Origin of the sequence: Mangrovimonas sp. TPBH4 (genome assembly GCF_001280505.1) — a bacterium.
Lineage (GTDB): Bacteria > Bacteroidota > Bacteroidia > Flavobacteriales > Flavobacteriaceae > Mangrovimonas_A.
On the sequence record NZ_LBIO01000040.1, the window covers coordinates 119261 to 137223 of the forward strand.

At 38.4% G+C, this 17963-nt stretch carries 14 protein-coding genes; 8 read left to right on the forward strand and 6 right to left on the reverse strand.

Features of this window, described 5'->3' with window-relative positions:
- The first annotated feature begins 34 nt into the window (after nucleotides 1-34).
- Nucleotides 35-1666, forward strand: coding sequence for an isocitrate lyase (locus ZA05_RS04540; RefSeq protein ID WP_053990496.1), 1632 nt, complete (start codon nucleotides 35-37; stop codon nucleotides 1664-1666).
- Nucleotides 1667-1753: 87 nt separating this feature from the next.
- On the opposite strand, the gene pyk is transcribed toward ZA05_RS04540, so the two are convergent.
- The 5 genes from pyk to ZA05_RS04565 all read right to left on the reverse strand — a co-directional run bounded on the left by pyk (nucleotide 1754) and on the right by ZA05_RS04565 (nucleotide 6063).
- Nucleotides 1754-3199 (reverse strand): pyruvate kinase, encoded by a 1446-nt coding sequence (gene pyk / locus ZA05_RS04545; RefSeq protein ID WP_053990497.1) that lies wholly within the window; start codon nucleotides 3197-3199, stop codon nucleotides 1754-1756.
- 3 nt (nucleotides 3200-3202) lie between these two features.
- The gene (locus ZA05_RS04550) at nucleotides 3203-3682 is read right to left on the reverse strand and encodes an IPExxxVDY family protein (RefSeq protein WP_053990498.1); all 480 of its coding nucleotides are present in this window, start codon (nucleotides 3680-3682) and stop codon (nucleotides 3203-3205) included.
- A gap of 129 nt (nucleotides 3683-3811) precedes the next feature.
- Entirely contained in the window at nucleotides 3812-4558 is a 747-nt protein-coding gene (rnc, locus tag ZA05_RS04555) for a ribonuclease III (RefSeq protein WP_053990499.1), read from the reverse strand.
- Between the two features lie 7 nt (nucleotides 4559-4565).
- On the reverse strand, nucleotides 4566-5816 hold the full coding sequence (fabF, locus tag ZA05_RS04560; protein WP_053990500.1) for a beta-ketoacyl-ACP synthase II: 1251 nt from the start codon (nucleotides 5814-5816) through the stop codon (nucleotides 4566-4568).
- A gap of 13 nt (nucleotides 5817-5829) precedes the next feature.
- The gene (locus tag ZA05_RS04565; protein ID WP_009778413.1) at nucleotides 5830-6063 is read right to left on the reverse strand and encodes an acyl carrier protein; all 234 of its coding nucleotides are present in this window, start codon (nucleotides 6061-6063) and stop codon (nucleotides 5830-5832) included.
- A 270-nt stretch (nucleotides 6064-6333) separates the two neighbouring features.
- On the opposite strand from ZA05_RS04565, the gene ZA05_RS04570 reads away from it, so the two are divergent.
- The 4 genes from ZA05_RS04570 (at nucleotide 6334) to ZA05_RS04585 (ending at nucleotide 10580) form a co-directional block, all read left to right on the forward strand.
- Complete coding sequence (locus ZA05_RS04570; RefSeq protein ID WP_053990501.1) at nucleotides 6334-6906, forward strand: phosphoribosylglycinamide formyltransferase; 573 nt, start codon at nucleotides 6334-6336, stop codon at nucleotides 6904-6906.
- Between the two features lie 73 nt (nucleotides 6907-6979).
- A complete protein-coding gene (locus ZA05_RS04575) occupies nucleotides 6980-7621 on the forward strand; it encodes a viroplasmin family protein (protein ID WP_053990502.1) in 642 nt (213 codons plus the stop codon).
- Between the two features lie 56 nt (nucleotides 7622-7677).
- Nucleotides 7678-8598, forward strand: coding sequence for a PfkB family carbohydrate kinase (locus tag ZA05_RS04580; RefSeq protein ID WP_053990503.1), 921 nt, complete (start codon nucleotides 7678-7680; stop codon nucleotides 8596-8598).
- Nucleotides 8599-8681: 83 nt separating this feature from the next.
- Nucleotides 8682-10580, forward strand: coding sequence for an amidophosphoribosyltransferase (locus ZA05_RS04585; protein WP_053990727.1), 1899 nt, complete (start codon nucleotides 8682-8684; stop codon nucleotides 10578-10580).
- Nucleotides 10581-11356: 776 nt separating this feature from the next.
- On the opposite strand, the gene ZA05_RS04590 is transcribed toward ZA05_RS04585, so the two are convergent.
- Complete coding sequence (locus ZA05_RS04590) at nucleotides 11357-11965, reverse strand: superoxide dismutase (protein WP_053990504.1); 609 nt, start codon at nucleotides 11963-11965, stop codon at nucleotides 11357-11359.
- Nucleotides 11966-12086: 121 nt separating this feature from the next.
- Between ZA05_RS04590 and ZA05_RS04595 the strand changes: the two genes are divergently transcribed.
- From ZA05_RS04595 to ZA05_RS04605, 3 genes are all read left to right on the forward strand, one after another.
- Nucleotides 12087-15224, forward strand: coding sequence for an exodeoxyribonuclease V subunit beta (locus ZA05_RS04595; RefSeq protein WP_053990505.1), 3138 nt, complete (start codon nucleotides 12087-12089; stop codon nucleotides 15222-15224).
- A gap of 23 nt (nucleotides 15225-15247) precedes the next feature.
- Entirely contained in the window at nucleotides 15248-16441 is a 1194-nt protein-coding gene (gene kbl / locus ZA05_RS04600; protein WP_053990506.1) for a glycine C-acetyltransferase, read from the forward strand.
- A 123-nt stretch (nucleotides 16442-16564) separates the two neighbouring features.
- Nucleotides 16565-17911, forward strand: coding sequence for an OmpA family protein (locus ZA05_RS04605; RefSeq protein ID WP_053990507.1), 1347 nt, complete (start codon nucleotides 16565-16567; stop codon nucleotides 17909-17911).
- Nucleotides 17912-17963: the final 52 nt, after the last annotated feature.

Sequence of the window (17963 nt, forward strand, 5' to 3'; positions counted from 1 at the left end):
CTAATTATTAATAAAAATAACGTATCACAAAATTATGAAAAATCTACAACAAAGCAATTACTGCTCGGCCTTACACACTGTACAAAATCTGAAAGAAAAATACGGTGAATCCTGGAAATCCATCAGCGCAGAAAATGCAGCTAGAATGATTGCGCAAAATCCTTTTAAAACAGGTTTGGACATAGCCAAATACACGGCTAGCATCATGAGAAAGGACATGGCAGAATACGACGCCAATTCTTCAAATTACACCCAGTCTCTTGGCTGTTGGCACGGTTTTGTCGCCCAGCAAAAAATGATCGCCATCAAGAAACACCATAATACCACCAACAAAAAATACCTTTATCTATCGGGCTGGATGGTAGCCGCTTTACGCTCAGAGTTTGGACCATTACCAGACCAATCCATGCATGAAAAAACAGCTGTACCAAAATTGATTCAGGAAATCTACCAGTTTTTGCGTCAAGCGGATGCCATTGAACTTAATGATTTGTTTAGAAGATTGGAAAACGGTGAAGATGTCCAAGAACAAATTGATAATTTTGAAACACACATCGTCCCTATCATTGCCGATATTGATGCTGGGTTTGGAAATGAAGAAGCCACTTACCTTTTGGCCAAACAAATGATCCAAGCTGGTGCTTGCGCTATTCAAATTGAAAACCAAGTATCCGACGCCAAACAATGCGGCCACCAAGATGGCAAAGTTACCGTTCCTCATGAGGATTTTATAGCCAAACTAAATGCCGTGAGATATGCGTTCCTTGAATTAGGTGTTGAAAATGGCATTATCGTGGCCAGAACAGATTCAGAAGGTGCAGGTTTAACACAAAAATTACCGGTTAGCAAAGAGCCCGGTGATTTAGCTTCGCAATATCTAGCCTTTATTGAAGCTGAGGAAACAAGTATTATTAATGCCAAAGAAGATGATGTGCTCTTTAAACGCGACGGTAAACTAGTAAAACCTGTTAGGCTTCCAAATGGGCTTTATAAATTCAGAGAACATTCAAATATTGACAGGGTAGTTTTAGATTGTATAACAAGCCTTCAAAATGGAGCGGATTTACTTTGGATTGAAACCCCAACACCAAACCTAAAACAAATTGCGCACATGGTTAACCGAGTAAAAGCTGTTGTTCCTAATGCCAAATTGGTTTATAACAATTCTCCTTCCTTTAACTGGACCTTGAATTTTAGAAAACAGGCGTATGAAGAAATGCTTTCATCTGGAAAAGATATGTCCTTTTATGACAAGGATAATTTAATGGATATAAAATATGATAACTCAGAATTATCTAATATAGCAGATGATAAAATAAAATCGTTTCAAAAAGATGCGTCAAATGAGGCAGGGGTTTTTCACCATTTAATTACCCTTCCAACTTACCACACCACAGCCCTCCAAATGAATGATTTGTCCGAAAACTATTTCGGAGAAGATGGCATGTTGGCTTATGTTAAAAAGGTGCAGCGTCAAGAAATTCGAAAAGGTGTTTCCTGTGTAAAACACCAAAGAATGGCAGGTTCAGACCTTGGCGATGACCACAAGACTTTCTTTTCGGGAGAACAAGCCTTAAAAGCGGGAGGCAAAAAAAACACCTCTAACCAATTTGAAAACAATTCACATAAAAATAACGCTAGCGAAAAGCTTTCCATGATTGCTTAGCTTTTGAGCTAATCATAAATTGCACTTAAAACTAAAAGGCGATTCGGTAATTACCGAATCGCCTTTCATCTATTTTTAAATAATATTTTATTTAATATTACAACTGGTAATTTCTGAAACCCTTAACGTGTTTACCATTCCCTTTTCCTGGATAGGCATAGCCGCTAGACTAATCAACATATCACCTTCAGTCAAATATCCTTTATCACAGGCAATCGCGTTAACATCCTCAATAGTTTCATCCGTGCTTACAAACTTATCATAGTAGAAAGCGTTCACACCCCATAGCAAACTAAGTTGGGTAAGAATGCGTTTGTTGGAGGTAAATACGAGGATGTGTGATTTTGGTCTCCAAGCCGAAATCTGGAATGCCGTATACCCACTATTGGTCAATGTAGAAATAGCCTTGGCATTGATTTCGTTGGCCATATTAGCCGCATGGTAACAAATAGATTTTGTAATGTATCGTTTTGTGCGGATGTGCGGTGGTGATTGTGGCACTTGGATTAAGTGAGAATCTTCCACACTACGAATGATGTTAGACATCGTTTTAATTACCTGAACAGGATACGACCCTACCGATGTTTCTCCTGAAAGCATCACCGCATCCGCACCGTCCATTACGGAGTTGGCAACGTCGTTTACCTCGGCACGTGTTGGTGTTAAACTGGAAATCATCGTTTCCATCATTTGGGTAGCGATAATTACTGGAATTCTAGCTTTTTTGGCACGTAATACCAATTGTTTTTGGATAAGCGGTACTTCCTGAGCAGGAACTTCTACACCCAAATCTCCACGGGCCACCATCAAACCATCACAGTAAGCTACAATCTTGTCGATATTTTCTACGGCTTCAGGTTTTTCAATTTTGGCCACGATTGGGATCTTTTCATCGCTATGCTCTTTGATCAATTCCTGAAGTTGCATTAAATCCTCTGCATGACGCACGAAAGACAAGGCAATCCAATCCACCTGTTGACCAATGGCAAAAATGGCATCTTCTATATCCTTTTCAGTAAGGGCAGGTTGAGATATGTTTGTATTAGGAAGGTTTACCCCTTTTTTGGATTTTAAAGGTCCTCCTTGGATGACCCTGGCCTTTACCTCTGATTTATTATCTGTAGATACAACTTCAAAAATTAATTTTCCGTCATCCAACAGAATACGTTCTCCTGGCTTGGCATCCTGTGGGAACCTTTCATAAGTCATATAAACTCGTTCTTTGGTTCCTTCAAATCGTTTTCCAGTGGCAAAAATAATTTCATCTCCTTCATTCACTACCACTTCTCCTTTCATAACCCCAACACGCAGTTTTGGTCCTTGAAGATCCGCCAATATGGCCGTGTTAAATCCAAACTCTTCGTTAAGCTCACGGATCATGTTGATTCGTTCTTCAACATCCTTGTAATCTGCGTGAGAGAAGTTAATTCGGAATACATTAACACCTTCCTCCATCATGCCTTTCAACACTTCCTTATTACTGGTTGCAGGGCCTAAAGTGGCAACTATTTTAGTTTTCTTTCTTTGTTGCATTAATTAAAAAATTAAATAATCCTTAGATTTCAATTGTTCAGTATCTACACTGTAGGCCGTTATAACCTGTGGTATAGATTGTATTTTATCGAGAACATGTTTTTCGTTAAACTGTTCGTTCTCGTCTGTGATCTTTATCAAATAATCAACATTTTTCAGCTCGGGTATCAAATTATAGGTTTTCAACACCTTTTGCTGAAGGTCAAAAAGTGACCCGGAGCTTTGCAAACTGTCTTCTTCTTTTTTACACACATTGGAAATCATGTTCCAAGTCATGTATTTCTTCTCATTTTCCCACTCAAATATGGCGTAAGTAGCCGCAAAATATTTATAATCCAAATCTTGGGGTTTACGCTTCAATTTAAGATCTAAGTAGGAATTTAGCAGGTAAGCCAATCTGTAATCTTCCAACCTACAATGAATGGCTAAAAGTGAAAAAGAGGCATCATAAAAATCGTCAACAAGTAATTTATGCAAAGCCATGCTCCCATCAAAATAATGATGGTGTAAATATACTATATTCTAATTATTAAAAAATGAAGTTTTCGTTAATCTTCTTCCGAAACCCAACGAAAACGTTATAGTTACTTTTAAATTATTGCAAATAAATAGCTATTCATTAAAAAACTTTGTGATTTTATTTTGAAAGGCAAAGAAGGCTCTTTTCGAGGCCTTTTCCTCTGCTTTTTTCTTGGAGGTGGCCCTTGCTTTGGCCACAACTTTGTTGTCTATCGATAATTTAACGGAGAAGTGTTTTAAATTATCGTTACCTGTATCTTCGTAAACATTATAATCGAAGGTCTTCTTTTCCTTCTGGCACCATTCAATAAGCAAACTTTTATAACTGATCACCTTTCCTTCCAAGGTCTCAATATCCACATGAGGATTGATGACACGATCAAAAATAAAACGTTCGCAATATTTATAGCCACGGTCTAAAAAGATCGCTCCTACCAATGCCTCAAAAAGGTTGCCATGAATGTTGTTACCAAAGTTGGATTTTGCAATTTTACTCTTTACCAAATCTATCAGTTTGAGTTCCTTGCCAAGTTCATTGAGGTGCTCCCGGCTAACCACCTTAGAGCGCATTTTGGTAAGGTAGCCCTCATCTCCATGAGGCACTTCGCTGAACAGATACGAAGCCACAACAGCACTTAACATTGCATCCCCTACAAACTCTAAACGCTCGTAGTTGATAGGGTTCCCCTTTTTATCCTTCAAATTCATGGAGCGGTGGGTAAACGCCTTGATGTACAGACTCTCTTTTTTAGGTTTGAACCCTAGAATACTTTTGAGTTGTAAAAAAAAATTCCCGTCATTTTTAGAACGGGAATTTAATATGTTACGAATGTAATTCATTCGGGAATTAATCTAATTTTTTGAATAAGACACATGCATTGTGTCCCCCAAAGCCAAAGGTATTACTCATAGCAACTTTTATGTCTCGCTTTTGAGCTGTATTTAATGTTAAATTTAATGCTGGATCAATTTTATCATCTACCACCTCATGATTGATCGTTGGAGGAACCACACCGTGCTCCATTGCCAAAATAGAGGCAATAGCTTCAATAGCACCGGCAGCACCCAACAAGTGACCTGTCATAGATTTGGTAGAGTTAATATTGATATTTTTGGCATGGTCACCAAAAACTTCAGAAATTGCCTTAAGCTCAGCAACATCTCCCAAAGGAGTAGATGTTCCGTGAGTGTTGATATGATCAACTTCTTCTGGAGCAATTCCCGCGTTCTCCAAACAATTTTTCATTACCGCAATTACCCCAATACCGTCTGGATGTGGCGCTGTCATGTGATAGGCATCTGATGACAAACCACCTCCTAATACTTCGGCATATATTTTGGCGCCTCTTGCTTTGGCATGCTCATATTCTTCAAGGATAATAGCACCTGCTCCTTCTCCTAAAACAAAACCATCTCTGGTGGCATCAAAAGGCCTAGAGGCTGTTTCCGGACTCTCGTTCCTTGTGGACAAGGCATGCATGGCATTAAATCCTCCCATACCTGCTATAGTTACTGCTGCTTCACTTCCTCCTGTAACCACTACATCACAATGCCCCAATCTAATATAGTTTAAAGCATCAATCATAGCGTTAGCCGAAGAAGCACAGGCAGAAACCGTTGTATAGTTTGGTCCCATAAATCCATTTTTAATGGAAATGTTACCAGGTGCAATATCTGCAATCATTTTAGGAATAAAGAACGGATTAAATCTTGGTGTACCGTCTCCAGAAGCAAAGTTCAACACTTCATCCTGAAAGGTCTCCAAACCTCCAATTCCTGCTCCCCAAATAACCCCAACTCGCAATTTGTTAATGGCGTCCAGATCCAATTTGGCATCGGCAATCGCCTCGTCTGAAGCTACCATGGCATATTGGGTAAAACGGTCCATTTTACGAGCCTCTTTTCTATCAAGAAAATCGGTTGGGTTAAAGTTTTTTAACTCGCAAGCAAATTTGGTTTTGAATTTTTCAGCATCAAAATATGTTATAGGAGCCGCACCGCTTTTACCACTCATAAGGCCTTCCCAATATTCATCCTTGGTATTCCCTATAGGTGTTAAAGCGCCCAGACCTGTAACTACTACTCGCCTTAATTCCATAAATTGTTTTTAATTATTTTGCTTCCTCTATGTACGAAATAGCTTGACCAACTGTTGCAATGTTCTCAGCTTGATCGTCTGGAATTTGAATATCGAATTCTTTTTCGAACTCCATAATTAATTCTACAGTGTCCAATGAATCTGCGCCTAAATCGTTAGTGAAGCTTGCTTCAGCTACCACTTCGTTTTCATCAACACCTAATTTGTCTACGATAATCGCTTTTACTCTTGATGCAATGTCTGACATAATCTTTTAATTTTAAGTTTTAATTAGTTGGCAAAAATAAAAAACTTTATTCTTAAAACACACGTTTACTTTAAAAATGTGTTTCTAATTTACTAAATTCTACTCTAAGTATTTTCATTTTACCTTTCTTATTGTAAAATATTATTCTTTTTTTTGTTTAGGTTTTTAGGGATACTATAACGGCTTCAAAAAGGAACAATACCTTGGCTGATATAGAGTGCTTTATTCAACTGCTAGTATCAACAATTATCCTAAATTGAACACTGAAACATGAAACGTATTGTCATTTTTGCATCGGGCAGCGGCAGCAATGCCGAAAATTTAATCAAGTATTTTTCCAAATCAAAAACAGCTTCGGTGGTACAAGTGCTTACCAACAATCCACAAGCGACCGTTTTGGAGCGATGCAAAAAACTAGAAGTAAGTGCACTTTCATTTAATAGGGTGGCTTTTTATAAAACAGATGATGTCTTGAACATTCTAAAGGCCTCCCAGCCGGACCTGATCATTCTTGCCGGCTTTCTGTGGAAGTTCCCTGGCCACATTTTAAAGGAATACCATAATAAGGTCATCAACATCCATCCTGCGCTGTTGCCCAAATATGGGGGAAAAGGCATGTATGGCATGAACGTACACGAAGCCGTAATAGCCAACAAGGAACTTAAAACGGGCATTACCATTCATTATGTAAATGAGAATTATGATGAAGGCACCATCATTTTTCAGGACAGTTGCTTTGTAGACACTTTAGACAACGCTAATGATGTTGCTAGAAAAGTTCATGACCTAGAAATGAAACATTTCCCTGTTGTAGTTGAGAAATTGTTAACCGAAGCGCACTAAACTCTTGGACTGGTTTCGTTAAAAGCTAACAATTACTAATCCTAAATAAGCCCTGTAATATATTAAGTTATAGATGGCCAAAAAGAAACAAAAATATTATACGGTTTGGAAGGGCCATAAAACAGGTGTTTTTGACAATTGGAACGATTGCAAGGCACAAATCAAGGATTACCCCGGAGCTCTCTATAAATCCTTCCCAACCTTTGACGCTGCAAAAGCGGCATTTAAAGGCAACTACAAGGATTTTATTGGTCAGCCAAAAACCTTTAAAAGTGAACTGTCTCCAGCCGAACTGCAAAAGATAGGACAGCCCAACTACAATTCCATTTCGGTAGATGCTGCCTCTAGTGGCAACCCAGGCATTATGGAATACCGCGGAGTGGACACCAAAACCAAAAAGCAACTATTTATTCAGGGCCCTTTCCCTGAAGGCACCAATAATATTGGGGAATTCCTAGCTATTGTACATGGCTTGGCAATGCTAAAAAAAAATAATAGCAACCGTATTATCTACACCGATTCCAAAATTGCCATGAGCTGGGTGAAGAAAAAAACCTGCAATACCAAGCTTCCCCGTAATGAGAAAAACAAGGCATTGTTTGAGCTAGTGGACCGCGCTGTAAGTTGGCTTAAAAATAACGACTATACCACTACCATTGTAAAATGGGAAACCAAAGCTTGGGGTGAAATTCCTGCCGATTTTGGAAGAAAATAATATTCGTAATTTAGAGCGTAAAACACTATATTTGCACAAAATTTTGAAACCTCTTTATGAGCAAGTTAGTTATTGTTGGAACAGTAGCATTTGATGCTATTGAAACCCCTTTCGGAAAAACCGATAAAATACTTGGAGGTGCCGCGACCTTTATAGGCTTGGCAGCTTCAGAATTCAATGTAGACGCCTCAATTGTATCTGTGGTTGGAGGCGATTTTCCACAAGACTACTTGAACCTTTTATCCAACAGACGCTTGGATATTTCGGGTATTGAAATTGTAGAGCACGGCAAAACCTTTTTCTGGAGCGGCCGTTACCACAACAATATGAATTCCCGTGACACTTTGATAACTGAGCTTAACGTTTTGGCCGATTTCAACCCTGTGGTACCTCACAATTACAGAGATTCTGAAATTGTAATGTTAGGAAATTTACACCCTATCGTACAATCCAGCGTTTTGGACCAAATGGTAAACACACCTAAACTGGCCATTTTGGACACCATGAATTTTTGGATGGACAATGCATTGGAGGATCTTTTAAATGTGATTAAGCGCATTGATGTGATTACTATCAACGACGACGAGGCCAAGCAACTAACAGGAGAGCACTCCTTGTTAACTGCTGCGAAGAGAATTCATGAAATGGGACCAAAATATGTAGTGATCAAAAAAGGTGAACATGGAGCATTGTTGTTCCATGAAGAGCACATGTTTGCAGCTCCGGCCTTACCATTGGAACAAGTTTTCGATCCAACAGGAGCAGGCGACACCTTTGCCGGTGGCTTTGCTGGGTATTTGGCAAAATCCAAAGACCTCTCTTTTGAGAACATGAAAAATGCGGTTATCTATGGTTCAGCCATGGCATCTTTCAGCGTAGAACGATTTGGAACCGAGCGAATGCAGGATTTATCATCCAACGAAATCCATAAGCGCATACAGCAATTTGAAAATTTAACGCAGTTTAAAATTAACTAGCATAATCTAACGCGCTCCTATACGAGTGCGTTTTTAATTAAATAAATTATCCTGCTACGGCAGAAACCTTGACAACAGACATTATGAGTGATGCTTTAAAACATGAATGCGGAATCGCACTTATTAGACTTTTAAAACCATTGGAATTCTATAAAGAAAAGTATGGAAGTGCTTTTTATGGCGTTAACAAAATGTATTTGATGATGGAAAAACAGCACAACCGTGGTCAGGATGGTGCCGGTTTTGCCAGCATTAAATTAGACACTGAGCCAGGAGAGCGCTATATAAGTCGCGTGCGGTCTATTGCGCAACAGCCAATACAGGATATTTTTGCTCAAATCAATTCTAGAATCAACAAGGAATTGAGTGAGAACCCAGAATATGCAGACGATGTAGAACTTCAAAAACGTCACATTCCTTATGTAGGCGAATTACTTTTAGGTCACGTTCGTTATGGGACATTTGGAAAGAACAGTGTAGAAAGTGTTCACCCATTTTTAAGACAAAACAACTGGATGCACAGAAACCTTATTGTTGCAGGTAACTTCAACATGACCAATGTAAATCAATTATTTGATGGTTTGGTGCGCTTGGGTCAGCATCCAAAGGAAAAGGCAGACACCATTACCATCATGGAAAAAATTGGTCACTTCTTGGATGACGCCGTTTCTAAAAAATATAAACAACTTAAAGCAGAAGGTTACAGCAAAAGAGAATGTTCTCCAATTATCGCAGAACGTTTGAATGTAGCCAAAATATTAAAAAGAGCCGCCAAGAATTGGGATGGTGGTTATGCCATGGCTGGTTTGTTAGGTCATGGAGACTCCTTCGTTTTACGTGACCCAGCCGGTATTAGACCAGCCTACTACTATAAAGATGATGAAGTTGTAGTGGTGGCTTCTGAGCGCCCTGTAATTCAAACTGTGTTTAACGTAGATTTCGACAAAGTAGTTGAATTGGATCCCGGCCACGCCATTATTACTAAGAAATCTGGTGAAGTATCTATCAAGAAGATTCTAGAACCGTTAGAGCGTAAGGCGTGTTCATTTGAGCGCATCTACTTTTCAAGAGGAAGTGATGCCGAAATCTACCAAGAACGTAAGAACCTTGGAAAACTTTTGATGCCAAAGGTACTTGAGGCTATTGATAATGACACAAAAAATTCGGTGTTCTCTTATATTCCAAACACAGCAGAGACCTCATTCTTTGGAATGATCGATTCTATCGAAAAGCACCTTAACGAAAAGAAAACAAAAGCGATTCTTGACGGCGGAGGCAAACTTTCGGCAGAACGTGTTACCGAAATTCTATCGGAGCGACCAAGAATTGAAAAAATTGCAATAAAAGATGTTAAGCTTAGAACGTTTATTACTGAAGACAGCAGTAGAGACGATTTGGTAGCTCACGTTTATGATGCCACCTACGGTGTGATCAAGCCACAGGACAACCTCGTAATCATAGACGACAGTATTGTACGTGGGACGACTCTTAAAAAGAGCATCATTAAAATGATGGACCGTTTGCACCCTAAGAAGATTGTAGTTGTGTCCTCTGCGCCACAGATTAGATACCCAGACTGTTACGGTATTGACATGGCAAGACTTGAGGATCTCATTGCCTTTAGAGCCATGTTGGACTTACTTAAGGAAAATGACAAATACCAAATGGTAGAAGAGGTTTACCACAAATGTAAAGAACAAGTAGATCTTGAAGACAAGGATGTACAAAACTTTGTAAAGGAACTCTACGATCAATTTACAGACGAAGAAATTTCTGCCAAAATTTCTGAATTGATTTGCGATGACAGTATCAATGCCGAAGTAGAAGCCATCTTCCAAACGGTAGACAACTTGCATTCTGCTTGTCCAAATAATTTAGGAGATTGGTACTTTACAGGTGATTACCCAACACCTGGAGGTAACAGAGTGGTTAACAAAGCATTCATCAATTTCTTCGAAGGAAATAAAGAAAGAGCTTATTAACAAGATTGATATTTTAGAGCACTTTATCCGATAAAAATACTTTTTGTCTAATAAAAATGCATTTCATCTAATATTTATCAACAGTTAAGCAAATTACGCATACTTTAGCATCACCATAACATAAGTAGGTTAAGTTCATGGTAGATTTGGGGCAAAAAAAGGTGAACAACAGTTCACCTTTTTTTATTTCCAGTCATTTCACAACTTAACTAACTCATTCACAAACAATTTACTCCACCTACTATTCTATTTTTTTTGAAGCCAATTCAAAACTATGAGCTTTTGTCCTTTAAACCGATTTATGAGCCATTAGTCTAAAAAATTAAAATGTTAAAATTAAGACCTTATATATTTGCTAATACCATAACATAAGTAGGTTAAGTTTATGGTAGATTTGGGGCAAAAAAGGTGGACGTTAGTTCACCTTTTTTATTTTGTATCGGTTTGACTTACAATTTTTTAGGATACATTTTTAATCACTTCTCAAAAACTAGACTCAATATCAATGTAAATATTTAAAAATCAGACACTTTTTTTATTAAAAGTGCTATTCAGCTAATTTAAATGTTGTTCATCTAAAATTTTAAAATAAATTAAAAAGTGCTTCTATATTCGTTATCACCATAACATAAGTAGGTTAAGTTTATGGTAGATTTGGGGCAAAAAAGGTGAACATTAGTTCACCTTTTTTATTTTTACATTATCGCTTCAACAGAAAACAAAAAAGCAAGCCATATGGCTTGCCTTTAAATATTTGAACAAATAATTTTCAAGAATTATTTTGCTTCTGCATATCTACGCTCTACTTCATTCCAGTTGATTACGTTGAAAAACGCATTGATATAATCTGGTCTTCTGTTTTGGTAATTTAGGTAATACGCATGCTCCCAAACATCCAAACCTAAAATAGGTGTCCCTTCACAACCAACACCAGGCATTAATGGATTATCTTGGTTTGGCGTAGAGCAAACTTCAACTTTCCCTCCTTTATGAACGCACAACCAAGCCCATCCTGAACCAAATTGTGTTGCAGCAGCCTTACTGAAAGCTTCTTTAAATGCTTCTTCTGATCCAAATGCAGCTTCGATGGCATCTTTCAATTCTCCAGACAAAACCCCTTTTCCTTCCGGGTTCATAACTTCCCAAAACAAACTGTGGTTATAAAATCCACCTCCATTGTTTCTTACTGCCTTGTTGTCCATATCCAAATTGGCAAGAATGTTTTCTATTGACTTTCCTTCCAAGTCGGTTCCTGCAATTGCATTATTAAGGTTATTAGTATAGCCGTTATGGTGTTTTGAATGATGTATTTCCATTGTACGTGCATCGATATGTGGTTCTAAAGCATCGTATGCATATTTTAATTTCGGTAATTCGAAAGCCATAATATTTGATTTATGTGATTAATATTAAATTCATCCAAATTTACACATAATACAGCGCAATTAAAAATATTAAATAGCTATGAAATGATTGATAGTTTCTATCTTGTCAAAAAATCATTGTATGCAAAGTCGAAGTCCTTTTTCAATCTATAATGCCTCTGCTGGAAGTGGAAAAACCTATACATTGGTAAAAGACTATCTGAAAATTTTAGTGAGCTCTTCGCACCCTAAACAGTTTAAACATATCCTGGCGATTACGTTTACCAATAAAGCTGTTGGTGAAATGAAAGAACGTATCATCACTACCTTACAAGAATTCGCTAAACCCGAAATTTTGGAGCAGGACAACAGTATGTTTAAGGAGCTTTGCAGGGAGACAGAACTTACAGGCAAAGACCTTCACAATAAAGCAAAACGTATTTTAAACGCTATTGTACATAACTATGCGAGCTTTGATATTTCTACCATCGACGGTTTTACACATAAACTGATAAGGACCTTTGCACATGACCTAAAACTTCCCTTAAATTTTGAAGTTGAACTAGATCAAAACACCCTGTTAAATGAGGCTGTAGACAGTTTAATTTCAAAAGCGGGCACCAACAAAGAACTCACAAAAGTTTTGGTTGATTTTGCAATTGAAAAGGCTGACGATGACAAAAGCTGGGATATAGCCTTCGATTTTAATAAAATAGCCAAACTGCTTATCAACGAAAACGAACTACCTTATGTAAAAACGTTCAACGACAAATCGCTTGAAGATTTCAACATTCTAAAAAAGGCCTTAACCAAACAAGCAAAGGACCTTGATAAGGCATTAAAAAGAGAAGCACAAACGGCCTTGGAATTAATATCAGAAAGCGGTCTGGAACATGGTGATTTCACCAGAAAAAGTGTTCCTAACTTTTTTGTTAAAGCCACAAACAAAAATTTTAAGCATGACTTTGGCGGAACACAATGGGAAAAGGGCCTTATTGATGGAGAGCGCTTGTATCCTAAAAAAGTTACCGAAAATGTAGCCTCTACAATAGATGCCATCCAACCGCAACTTACGGAGCATTACAACACCATAAAAAATGCGTTTTACCAATCTAGATTTGTAAAGGCTATTTACAAAAACAGTACGCCACTTTCGGTGCTAAACGCCATACAGCACGAACTCAACACCATTCAAAAGGAACAGAACAAATTGTTGATTTCAGAATTCAACAATATCATCCACAACGAAATCAAGGGCTTGCCCTCCCCTTTTATTTACGAGCGGCTTGGAGAAAAATTTCGCCATTATTTTATAGATGAATTTCAGGACACCTCGGCATTACAGTGGCAAAACTTGATTCCATTGCTCAACAACACTTTAGCTTCCGATAGCGGAACAGCTATGTTGGTAGGCGATGCAAAACAGGCCATCTACCGTTGGCGTGGTGGTGAAGCTGAGCAATTCATCGATTTATTTACAGATACCAACCCCTTTCAGGTAGACAAAAAAGTAGCCAACTTACCTACCAATTACCGCAGTTACAAAACCGTTGTGGAATTCAACAACAGTCTGTTTGAATTTATCGCTCAAAACACTTTTAGTCACACAACCTATCAATCGCTTTACCAAACAGCTTCCCAAGAATCCTTTTCCAAAGACGAAGGTTATGTAAATCTATCGTTTCTAGAATTTTCAAAAGACGATGACAGAAATGAAATTTATTGTGAAGCCACCTACGAAACCATTCTTAACTGTTTGGCCAATGGCTTTGAACCTAAAGACATTTGTGTTTTGGTAAGAAAAGGAAAAGAAGGTGTAGCCATTGCGGATTTTCTAAACGAAAAAAATATTAGCATTGTTTCTTCCGAAACCCTTCTCATTAAAAACGCTCCAGAGGTAGCCTTTACCAATGCATTTTTAAAACTATTAATTCAACCCAAAAACAACGAATTAAAAGTAGAAGTTCTCAACATGCTTGCGGAAAGGCTGAAAGTAGCAGACAAGCATTCCTTTTTTAAAAAACATATCCCTTTAGAGCTAGATGAATTCCTGAGTAGTTTCTCAGAATATGGAATCTATTTAGAAAGCAATACTATTTTACTTCTCCCCTTATATGATTTGGTTGAGACCGTAATTAGAAGCTTTCAACTTACCGACACGTCCAATGCATACATTCAATTCTATTTGGATTTGGTACTGGAATACTCCCAAAAGCATACCTATGACCTCGCTGGCTTTATTTCCTTCTTCGAAAATAAACAGGACCAATTGAGTATTGTGTCTCCAGAAGGACAAAATGCTGTGAGGATCATGACCATCCATAAGTCCAAAGGACTGGAATTTCCAGTGATCATTTTCCCATATGCCGACATGGATATATACAAACAGGTAGACCCTAAAATATGGTTTCCATTAACTTCAGAAGAGTTTAATGGCTTTAACTATGCTCTTTTAAATTACGGCAAGGACATTGAGCACTTTGGAGACATTGGCAAAATGCTCTATGAACTTCAGCAATCGCAATTGGAACTCGACAATATCAACCTGCTGTATGTAGCCTGTACAAGGCCTATTGAACAACTGCACATTATTTCCAAAAAAGATGTGGACTCCAAAGGCAATTTCAACAATAAGACCTATGCTGGAATCTTGATGCAACACCTGAACGAGCAACAACTTTGGCAGGATTCCAAATTGGAATATTCTTTTGGGACCCCACAAAGGCAATCAAAAAAACCGCCTCTGGAGGAACAAAACAACACTCAAGAAGAATTCATCTCAACACCAAGAGAAGATCACAGCCTAAAAATTCTTACCAAGGCCGGACTCCTTTGGGAAACGGAGCAAGAGCGCGCCATTGAAAAGGGAAATTTGGTACATGATATTATGGCCATGGTGAACACTTTAGATGATGTGGATTTTGCCTTGGGGCAATTCCTGGATACCGGAAAATTAAATCCAAAACAACACAAAGAGTTGAAGCCTATAATTCTCAACATCATAAATCACCAATCCCTAAAGCCATATTTTGCTCCAGATTTAGAGGTTTACAATGAGCGGGACATCATTACGAAACAAGGAGACATTGTAAGACCAGATCGAGTGACAATCAATTCACAAAACCAAGCAACAATCATCGATTACAAAACTGGAACCGAAACATCATCCCACCGTCAACAATTGGTGGGCTACCAAAAAGTATTGGAAGAAATGGGGTTTCAAGTTATCCACAAAATTCTTGTTTATATCAATGATGATATTCATATAAAAGAATTTTAACTTTGCATTAAATTGAAATTATCATGTACGGAAAAATTAAGGAGCACTTACAGCAAGAAATACAAGACATAAAAGATGCTGGATTATTCAAGGAAGAACGCATCATTACTTCACCTCAAAATGCAGAAATCACTTTAAACACGGGACAGACCGTTTTAAATTTTTGTGCCAATAACTACCTTGGCCTGTCGGACCACCCAGAAGTTATCCAAGCGGCAAAAGATGCTATGGACACACATGGTTTTGGAATGTCGTCCGTGAGGTTTATTTGCGGTACGCAGGACATACACAAAACGCTAGAAGCTAAAATTGCTGAATTCTACGGTACGGAAGACACAATTTTATACGCCGCCGCCTTCGACGCCAATGGAGGGGTTTTTGAACCTTTATTAAGCGCTGAAGACGCCATTATATCAGATTCTTTGAATCACGCTTCCATTATTGATGGGGTACGTTTGTGTAAAGCTGCCCGATACCGTTATCAAAATAACGATATGGCCGATTTGGAAAAACAACTTATAGCTGCCAACGAAAATGGTGCCCGTTTTAAAATTATTGTAACAGACGGAGTATTCTCGATGGATGGATTAGTGGCACCATTAGATCAAATTTGTGATTTGGCAGATAAATACGATGCCTTAGTAATGATTGACGAATGTCACGCTGCTGGCTTTATAGGAGAAACCGGAAGAGGAACCTTGGAAGAAAAAGGTGTTATGGGACGTATTGACATTATAACCGGAACCCTTGGAAAAGCCTTAGGAGGCGCTATGGGTGGTTATACAACTGCCAAAAAAGAGGTTATCGAAATGTTACGTCAACGCTCTAGACCTTATTTATTTTCCAACTCATTGGCACCGGCCATCGTGGGCGCTTCCATAAAGGTATTCGAGATGCTTTCCACCGACACTTCACTAAGGGATAAATTGGATTGGAACACCAAATATTTCAAAAAAGGCATGAAATCTGCCGGCTTTGATATCATAGATGGAGACTCGGCAATTGTGCCCGTAATGCTGTATGATGCTAAGCTATCCCAGACCATGGCGAAGATGCTTTTGGAGGAAGGAATTTACGTTATTGGCTTCTTTTATCCAGTGGTTCCAAAGGATAAAGCACGTATCAGAGTGCAACTATCAGCAGCTCATAATCAAGAACATTTGGACAAAGCAATCGCCGCATTTACAAAGGTTGGAAAGGCTTTGGAGATTATTTAAAATTAGTCCAAACACTTATACTTTGAAGCAAATAAGCAATATTTTTATATATTTGTCTTTGTTAATAAATTTTAACAACTTACATTTGTTTACAATTAACACTTAAAATTAAATTATTCGAATATGAAAAATCTTAGCAGATTATTATTGGCTACGTTGCTTTTATTAGGCTTCAATGCTAATGCTCAAGATGAAGACAATCCTTGGGCAGTAGGTATCGGCGTAAACATGGTTGATTTTTATCCAACTGGGGAAGATGCGCCTCTTGGTGGTTACTTTGATGAGTACTTCAATGTTGGAGATCACTACAACATTCTTCCATCATTATCAAGCCTTAGCGTTTCCAGATACATCAGTAGCGGATTTATATTTTCTGCTACAGGATCTATCAACCAAATAGAACACTTCGGTGACCGTTCAGTAGATGATTTATCATACTACGGTCTTGATGGTACTATCTCTTACAGCTTTATGAGACACTCTACTTTCAACCCATTCATTGGTGTTGGTGGTGGTTACACTTGGGTTGACGAAATTGGAGCTGGTACTTTAAACGGAACTTTAGGATTTAATGTATGGTTTACTGAAAACATCGGTTTAACTGTACAGTCTGCTTACAAACACGCGTTTGAAGATTACTTAGACACACACTTCCAACACACTGTAGGTATCGCTATCAAATTTGGTGGTAAAGATACTGATGGTGACGGAATCTACGACAAAGATGATGCTTGTCCAGAAGTTCCTGGATTGGAAGCATTCAACGGATGTCCTGATACTGACGGTGACGGAATCCAAGATAGCGAGGACGATTGTCCAAACGAAGCTGGTTTAGCTGAATTCAACGGATGTCCTGATTCTGACGGTGACGGTGTGCCAGACAAAAACGACGACTGTCCAACAGTTCCTGGATTGAAAGAATTAAACGGATGTCCAGATGCTGACGGCGACGGTGTTGCTGATAAAGATGATAACTGTCCTAACGAAGTTGGTCCAGCTGCTAACAACGGTTGTCCTTGGCCAGACAGAGATGGTGACGGTGTTGCTGACAAAGATGATAAGTGTCCAGACTTAGCTGGTCCTGCATCTAACGATGGTTGTCCAGTAGTAACTGAAGAAGTTCAAAAAACTTTGAACGCTTACGCTAAAACAATCTTGTTTGACACTGGTAAGTCTACTATCAAAGCTGAGTCTGAAAAAGTACTTAACGATATCATCGCGATCTTGAAAGAGTACCCTCACGCTAAATTTACTGTAGAAGGACATACTGATAGTGTAGGTCGTGAAGATTCAAACATGAAGTTATCTGAAGCTAGAGCACTATCTGTTAAAGATTACTTAGTTGACAATGGTATTGACGAGTTCAGATTATCTTCTAGAGGATATGGAGAGTCTAACCCAATCGACACTAATGATACTAAAGCTGGTAGAGCTAACAACAGACGTGTTGAAATTAACTTAGTAAAATAAGAGGTTCTAAACCTTAAAAATAATAAGTGTAAAAACGCTCCGATATTCGGGG

Coding starts and splice junctions, on each gene's coding strand:
- ZA05_RS04540 (WP_053990496.1), top strand. CDS start 35: ATGAAAAATCTACAACAAAGCAATTACTGCTCGGCCTTACACACTGTA.
- pyk (WP_053990497.1), bottom strand. CDS start 3,199: ATGCAACAAAGAAAGAAAACTAAAATAGTTGCCACTTTAGGCCCTGCA.
- ZA05_RS04550 (WP_053990498.1), bottom strand. CDS start 3,682: ATGGCTTTGCATAAATTACTTGTTGACGATTTTTATGATGCCTCTTTT.
- rnc (WP_053990499.1), bottom strand. CDS start 4,558: ATGAATTACATTCGTAACATATTAAATTCCCGTTCTAAAAATGACGGG.
- fabF (WP_053990500.1), bottom strand. CDS start 5,816: ATGGAATTAAGGCGAGTAGTAGTTACAGGTCTGGGCGCTTTAACACCT.
- ZA05_RS04565 (WP_009778413.1), bottom strand. CDS start 6,063: ATGTCAGACATTGCATCAAGAGTAAAAGCGATTATCGTAGACAAATTA.
- ZA05_RS04570 (WP_053990501.1), top strand. CDS start 6,334: ATGAAACGTATTGTCATTTTTGCATCGGGCAGCGGCAGCAATGCCGAA.
- ZA05_RS04575 (WP_053990502.1), top strand. CDS start 6,980: ATGGCCAAAAAGAAACAAAAATATTATACGGTTTGGAAGGGCCATAAA.
- ZA05_RS04580 (WP_053990503.1), top strand. CDS start 7,678: ATGAGCAAGTTAGTTATTGTTGGAACAGTAGCATTTGATGCTATTGAA.
- ZA05_RS04585 (WP_053990727.1), top strand. CDS start 8,682: ATGAGTGATGCTTTAAAACATGAATGCGGAATCGCACTTATTAGACTT.
- ZA05_RS04590 (WP_053990504.1), bottom strand. CDS start 11,965: ATGGCTTTCGAATTACCGAAATTAAAATATGCATACGATGCTTTAGAA.
- ZA05_RS04595 (WP_053990505.1), top strand. CDS start 12,087: ATGCAAAGTCGAAGTCCTTTTTCAATCTATAATGCCTCTGCTGGAAGT.
- kbl (WP_053990506.1), top strand. CDS start 15,248: ATGTACGGAAAAATTAAGGAGCACTTACAGCAAGAAATACAAGACATA.
- ZA05_RS04605 (WP_053990507.1), top strand. CDS start 16,565: ATGAAAAATCTTAGCAGATTATTATTGGCTACGTTGCTTTTATTAGGC.